7 protein-coding genes are annotated in these 6547 nt (G+C 71.8%); 1 reads left to right on the top strand and 6 read right to left on the bottom strand.

What is annotated here, in order from left to right; all coding sequences use genetic code 11:
* Position 1: 1 nt before the first annotated feature.
* The 3 genes from NH2_RS24925 to NH2_RS24915 form a co-directional block, all read right to left on the bottom strand.
* The gene (locus tag NH2_RS24925; protein WP_067659242.1) at positions 2–595 is read right to left on the bottom strand and encodes a hypothetical protein; all 594 of its coding nucleotides are present in this window, start codon (positions 593–595) and stop codon (positions 2–4) included.
* Between the two features lie 113 nt (positions 596–708).
* A complete protein-coding gene (locus NH2_RS24920) occupies positions 709–1527 on the bottom strand; it encodes an alpha/beta fold hydrolase (RefSeq protein ID WP_067659239.1) in 819 nt (272 codons plus the stop codon).
* Positions 1528–1624: 97 nt separating this feature from the next.
* A complete protein-coding gene (locus NH2_RS24915; protein ID WP_245650747.1) occupies positions 1625–2122 on the bottom strand; it encodes a tellurite resistance TerB family protein in 498 nt (165 codons plus the stop codon).
* Between the two features lie 217 nt (positions 2123–2339).
* Between NH2_RS24915 and NH2_RS24910 the strand changes: the two genes are divergently transcribed.
* Entirely contained in the window at positions 2340–3920 is a 1581-nt protein-coding gene (locus NH2_RS24910) for an alkaline phosphatase D family protein (protein WP_067659304.1), read from the top strand.
* A gap of 54 nt (positions 3921–3974) precedes the next feature.
* Here NH2_RS24910 and NH2_RS24905 read toward each other — a convergent pair whose 3' ends face one another.
* Genes NH2_RS24905 through NH2_RS24895 form a run of 3 tightly spaced genes read right to left on the bottom strand, consistent with a single transcriptional unit; the run spans position 3975 to position 6427 of the window.
* Positions 3975–4832: an aldo/keto reductase gene (locus tag NH2_RS24905; protein ID WP_067659236.1), complete on the bottom strand. Its 858-nt coding sequence runs from the start codon at positions 4830–4832 to the stop codon at positions 3975–3977.
* On the bottom strand, positions 4829–5266 hold the full coding sequence (locus NH2_RS24900) for a cupin domain-containing protein (RefSeq protein WP_067659233.1): 438 nt from the start codon (positions 5264–5266) through the stop codon (positions 4829–4831). Before NH2_RS24900 ends, NH2_RS24905 begins: the two co-directional genes overlap by 4 nt.
* Positions 5267–5296: 30 nt before the next feature.
* A complete protein-coding gene (locus NH2_RS24895; protein ID WP_067659302.1) occupies positions 5297–6427 on the bottom strand; it encodes an alpha/beta hydrolase in 1131 nt (376 codons plus the stop codon).
* Positions 6428–6547 lie beyond the last annotated feature (120 nt).

The raw sequence follows: 6547 nt of genomic DNA, 5'->3' as shown, positions 1-6547 counted from the left end.
GTCAGTTCGACTCGGCGCCCTCCCGTGGCCGCATGGAGGCGAGCAGCCCGATTTCCGGCGCCACCGCGCCGTCCTGCCCGAGCTCCCGGAAATCGGCGGTGACCGCGGCCGGGTCGAGGACGCCGGCGCGCACCGCGTGGTAGCGCACCAGCGACCAGACGAAGGTGTCCAGGTCGTCGAAGCGGGTGCCGCCCTCCAGCACCTCCTCCTCGTGGAACCACACCGCCACCTGGCCGTTGATCAGCACCGTGTAGAGGTTGCCGCCGCCGTCCGCGCCGACGGTGTAGACGTCCTCGTCGGCCACCTCGGTGCTGTAGTCGCTGTCCAGCAGGCCGCAATCGTTGGCCGCGAAGCCGAAGCCGTAGGACCAGTCGGCGATATCCAGGATGTCCGGCAGCGTGCCCGCCCGCACCCTGCGGTCGTAGGCGGCGAGCGCGGCCGCGTCGCTCGGTGCGAGCTTGGCCAGGAACGGCTCGACCGGCCGCACCACCGACGCGTCGATGGTTGCGCGCGGCCGATCGCCGAACCAGCGCGCGAGATCGGCATCGAGGTCACGCTCGATGTAGCCGACGAGGTCTTCCCTGGTTATCGCCACCGGCGGATCCTAGCGCGCACAGCCCGGCGGTGAAATCCGCGGCCGCGGTGTGGATCCGGGCCGATCGCCGCCGCCGAGCAGGTCGCCCGGCCCGGCGCCGAAGCTGCCGGAGGTCAGCCCGCTGCGCGCACGGCGTCGCGGACGATGCCCGCGACGGCGTCCGGCTGCGAGACGTAGGACGCGTGCGAGGCGGCGACCTCCCCGGTGCGGCCCGGCGCCACCCGCTGCGCGGTCTCGCGCTGCAGCGCGGGCGGGATCACCCGGTCCTCGGTGGAGACCAGGTACCAGCTCGGGGTGTCCGCCCAGGACGGCTCGCCGGTCCGCTCCAGGTTGGCGGTGGCGGCGAGGGTGCGCTGGTTCCCGTACATCTCCGCGGCCTTGGCGGGCGCGACGTCCTGGCAGAAGACCTCGCGGAAGAACGGCTGGGTGACGAAGGCGTCCAGGTTCACCCCGGCCGGGCCCGCCGGGTCGGCCACCGGCTTCACCAGCAGCGCGGGCGGCAGCAGCAGGCTGCCGGGGTGCGCGATCGGGTTCACCAGCTCGGCGAGCAGCTGGTCGCGCTGCGGCGCGTAGGCGGCGACGAAGACATTGGCGGTGACGTCCGGGTCGTGGGTATTGGTGACGACGGCGCCGCCGTAGGAGTGGCCGACCAGCACGATCGGGCCGTCGATCCCGGCCAGGAACTCGGTGAGCTTCGCGGCGTCGTTGGCGATGCCGCGCAGCGGGGTGTCGAAGGTGCGCACCGGGATGCCGTCCGCGGTGAGCCGGTCGGCCACGTCCGACCAGCCGGAGGAGTCGGCGAAGGCGCCGTGCACCAGCACCACCGTCGGGGTGGGGGCGGCGTGCGCGGGGGCCGCGGCGAGGCCGAGCGCGAGGGCGGCGGCCACGGCGGTGCCTGCGGCGCGGAAGCGGGCGGTTCGGCGGGCGTTCATGGATTCCTCCGTCGATCGTCGGGACGCACGGCTCCGGCTCGAGCCTGCCATACCGAGGATTCGCGGTGGGTGTGCCCGCGGTTTGCGGGCGATCCGATCAGCCCGGCAGCTCCAGCATGGGCGGGATGCCGAGCGCGGCGCAGGCGTCGCGCACGGCGTGCACCTCGGCGGGGGCGAGCGCGCCGTCCGCGTTGGCGATCATGATGCCGATCCGCACCACGGCGCGCGCCTGCTCCGGCTTGCCCGCCACCGTGGTGATCTGCTGCAGCACGTGCGCCCGGCCGAAGGCGGGGTCCTGCACCAGGCGGTCGCAGTTGCCGTCGAAGAGGGTGCGGAGCTGCTCGGCCGGGAAGTTGTCCAGCACCGGGTCGGCGGTGATGAGCCCGGCGACCCGCGCCCGCTCCTCGGCGGTGATGGTGCCGTCGGCGGCGGCGACCAGCGCGCACATCCCCATCACCGCGTCCCGGAAGGCCCCGCCGGTGAACTCGTTCTTCTTGGACATGAGCTGGGAGCGCCACTGCGGCGCCCGGTCCACCAGGTCCATCAGCCGGGTCACGGTGTGGCCGGTGTTCAGCAGCTTGTTCAGGAACGACATGGCGGACTCCAGGACCGGGGCCGGCGCGCGACGACCCGCCCCGGCGAACCCCCGGAAGGTAGCAGATCCGCGGGTGCGCCGCGCCCCGATCCTGTCGGCGCGGCTGAAGCCTCGGTGAACACCGGCCGACGCGGGTGGCTTTTCCGCACGGGACCGTCGAGGATGGCGAGCCGTGGGAGCACTGAGCGCGGGGCCGCCGGTCGGCCGCCGGACCGTGATGAAGGGCGGTGCGGTCGCGGCGGCGGCCGTCATCGCCGGAGCCGCCCGCGCCACGGCGGAGACCCCGGTCTTCGGGCACGGCGTCGCCTCCGGTGACCCGCTGCCCACCGGCGTGATCCTCTGGACCCGGGTGACGCCCGCCCCGGACGCCACCCCCGGCTCGACCCGCGGCCCGGACGTCGCGGTGCGCTGGGAGGTCGCGCGCGACGACTCCTTCACCGAGGTGGTTGCCGACGGAACCGCAACGGCCACCGCGGCTTCCGACCACACCGTCAAGATCGACGCGGCCGGGCTCGCCCCCGGCACCGACTACCGCTACCGATTCACCGCGCTCGGCGCCACCTCGCCGATCGGCAGCACCAGGACCGCGCCTGCCGCCGCCGACACCCCCGAGCGGCTGCGCTTCGGCGTCGTCTCCTGCTCCAACTGGGAGGCCGGGTACTTCGGCGCCTACCGGCACCTGGCGGCCCGCGGCGACCTGGATGCCGTGCTGCACCTCGGCGACTACCTGTACGAGTACGAGCGTGGCGAGTTCGGCGGCCGCGGCGGCGCGGTGCGCGCGCACGACCCGGAGCACGAGATCGTCACCCTCGCCGACTACCGGATCCGGCACGGGCAGTACAAGACCGATCCCGACCTGGCGCTGCTGCACGGGTCGGTGCCGTTCATCGCCACCTGGGACGACCACGAGACCGCCAACGACGCCTGGTCCGGCGGCGCGGAGAACCACGACCCGGCCGCCGAGGGCGAGTGGGCGGCCAGGTACGCGGCGGCGCGGCAGGCGTACCGGGAGTGGATGCCGGTGCGCGACAGCGCCGACGGTAGGCTCTACCGGCGGCTGCGCTTCGGCGCGCTCGCCGAGCTCTCCATGCTCGACCTGCGCAGCTACCGCGACCGGCAGGCGAGCCCCGGCGCGGGCTGGCGCGACATCGACGCGCCGGAGCGCAGCATCACCGGCCGGGAGCAGCTGGACTGGCTGATCGGCGGGCTGGAGTCGGCGCCGGTCCGGTGGAAGCTGGTCGGCAACCCGGTCATGATCGCGCCGGTGCTCTTCCCGCCGCTCGACCCCGCGGTGACCGCCGGGCTGGCCCGGGTGGTCGGCATCCCGGCTGGCGGCATCCCGGTCAATGCCGACCAGTGGGACGGCTACACCGCCGACCGGAACCGCCTCGTCCGCGCGGTGCACGACGCCGGGGTGGGCGGGGTGCTCTTCCTCACCGGTGATATCCACAGCTCCTGGGCCGCCGACCTGCCACTCGAGGCGGCCGCCTACCCGGCCGGGCCGGTGGCGGGCGCGGAGTTCGTGGTGCCGTCGGTGACCTCGCAGAGCCCCGGCGATCTCGCCGGTACCGGCACCGGCGCCGCGGCGAGCGCGGTGCGCGAGGTGAACCGGCACCTGCGGTACCTGGAGCTGGACTCGCACGGCTACGGCGTGCTGCACGTGGACGCCGGGCAGGCGCAGATGGACTGGTTCTACCTGCTCGACGTCAAGGACCCGAACTCCGGCGTCCGGCACGGCATCTCGCTCGCGGTCGGCGCGGCGGGCCGGATCGAGCAGCGGCCGGGGCCGGTCGGCTGAGCGGGTGCGCCGCGCTGCCCGGTTGCCCGGCGCGGCCGCCGTGCCCGCGGTGCGCTACTTTCCGCTGTAGACGGGGAAGACGCTGTGTTCGCCGTAATCGCGGGCGCGCAGGTCGCGGAGGAGGTCCATGTCGTCGTCGGTGATCGCGAAATCGAGCTGGGCGTTGCCGCGCATATGGTCGGGGTTGGCGGTCTTGGGCAGCGAGACGGTCCCCAGTTGCAGGGTGTAGCGGATGCAGAGCTGCGGGACGCTCACCCCGTAGCGGTCGGCCATCGCCGCGACGTCGGGATTGTTCAGGATTTCTCCGTGGGCGATGGGTGAGTACGCCTCGACGAGGATGTCGTTGTCCCGGCAGTAGGCGATCAGCTCGGCCGGGGTGTTGCCCGCGTGGACGAGGAGCTGGTTGACCTGCGGGGTCACGGTGCAGGTGGCGAGGATGTTGTCGAGGTCGCGCTGTTCGAAGTTGGAGACCCCGATCGAGCGGAGCTTGCCGGCCCGGTAGGCGTTCTCGAGGGCACGCCAGGCCTCCCGGTTGCCCTCGGCGTAGTCGCCGCCGCGGAAGTCGTTCCACGGCTGGGGGCTGTGGATCAGCATGAGATCGACGTGGTCCAGGCCGAGCGTGGTCAGCGACGCGTCGATCGCCGCGGTGGCACGGTCGTAGTCCTTGATCTCGGCGGCGAGTTTGGTGGACACGAACAGCTCCTCGCGCGCGACGCCGCCGCCGCGGACGCCTTCGCCGACGCCGCGCTCGTTGCCGTATGCCTGCGCGGTGTCGATGTTGCGGTAGCCGATCTCGATCGCCGTCGCGACCGCGTCGGCGGCCGAGTCGTCGTCGATGAACCAGGTGCCCAGGCCCAGCTTCGGGATCTCGACACCGTTGGACAGGGTGTAGGTCTCGGTCAGGATGGTCATGCGTTGTCTCCGTTCGTCGTCGGCAGTTTGCTGTAGACCTCGTCGGTGACCGGTTCGAGCCATTCGTTGCTGACGTTCTCGCCCGGGGTGATGAAGGCCAGGTGGGAGAACCACGAGCCGGCGGTCGCGCCGTGCCAGTGCTTGGTGCCCGCAGGCACGCGGACGGTGGTTCCCGGCGTCATGCTGACCGGTTCCGCACCCTCGGCCTGGTACCAACCGGACCCGGCCGTGCACAGCAGAATCTGATCGCCGCCACCGTCGGTGCCGTGGTGGATGTGCCAGTTGTTGCGGCATCCGGGTTCGAAGGTGATGTTGGCGACCGGAACGCTCCCACCCGTCAGCGGAGCATTGTAGCTCTGGCCGATGAAGTACTGCGCGTAGGCGTCGTTGGGTTCCCCGAGCGGGAAGATCTGGTCGAATACGTTGTCGCTCACGGTGTCTCCTGTTCTGCGCGCTGTCGCTGGTCAGGTCAGGTTCTGGCGGTAGAAGGCGGTCAGTGTGTCGAAGGGGATGAGCTCGGTGCGATCGTAGAGGTCGACGTGTCCGGCGCCGGGGACGACGACCAGCTCCTTGTGGTCGCCGGCGAGGCGGTAGGCCTCTTCGCTGAACTCGCGGGAGTGGGCGTTCTCGCCGGTGATGAACAGCATCGGGCGTGGGGAGATGGTCTCGATGTCGTTGAACGGGTAGAAATTCATGAACTTGGTGTTGCTCGACAGCGTCGGGTGGGTGGTGGTGTCGGCGGTGGCGCCCTCCGGGGTGACCGCGCCGCGCCCGGTGCGGTAGAAATCGTAGAACTCGCGCTCGACCGGGGTCGAGGTCTCGGTCAGTTCGTGCACGGTGCCGCCGGTGTATTCGACCGGTCCGCCGCGGAATTCGGCGTCGCGCTGGGCGGCGGCCCTGGCGATGATCTGCCTGCGCTGCTCGGCGGTGACGGAGTGGCCGAGTCCGTCGCGGTTGGCCGCGCCCATGTCGTACATGCTCACGGTGGCGACGGCTTTGATCCGGGGATCGATCTTGGCGGCGGAGATGACGAAGCTGCCGGAGCCGCAGATGCCGAGCGCGCCGATGCGTTCGGGATCGACGGTGTCCTGGGTGCGGAGGTAGTCGACGCCGGCGGAGAAGGTTTCGGTATAGATGTCCGGGGCCACGGCGTTGCGGGGGTTGCCGTCGCTGCCGCCCCAGAAGGCGGTATCCACGGCGAGGGTGACGAAGCCCTGTTCGGCCAACCTGGTGGCGTAGAGGCTCGCGGATTGTTCCTTGACCGCGCCCATGGGGTGTCCGACGACCATGGCGGCGGCGCGGGTGCCCGGGGCGAGGTCCTCGGGGATGAACAGGGTGCCGGTGACCTCCATCCGGTACTGGTTCTCGAACGTCACGGGGGTCGTGGTGACCTTGTCGCTGGTGTAGAAGTTGTCCGCGCCGCGAGACAGATCCCCGGGTGCCAGGCCCGCGATCGGGGCCGGGGGCGCAGCCGAGGTGGTGGTGTCGACGCCGGAGCAGGCCGATGCCGCCAGGACGGCGAGCGCGGCGATGCCGGCTCCGCTGACGCGCGCCCAGCGGCGGGAAGGTCGATGCGGTGTGGTCTTCGTGTTCATGGTGGTGCTCCTGGCGCGGTGTTCGGAGAGGTCGGAGGGTGAGCAGGGGTTCGGTGGCGAGCTGGTCATCGTCGGCCACGTCGCGGTGGTGGGTGTTCGGGTGGTGGCTGCTGTCGGGGC

Origin of the sequence: Nocardia harenae NBRC 108248 (genome assembly GCF_001612885.1) — a bacterium.
GTDB lineage: Bacteria > Actinomycetota > Actinomycetes > Mycobacteriales > Mycobacteriaceae > Nocardia > Nocardia harenae.
The sequence above is the reverse complement of the archived record's forward strand: the minus strand, read 5'-3'. Positions and strand labels throughout refer to the sequence as shown.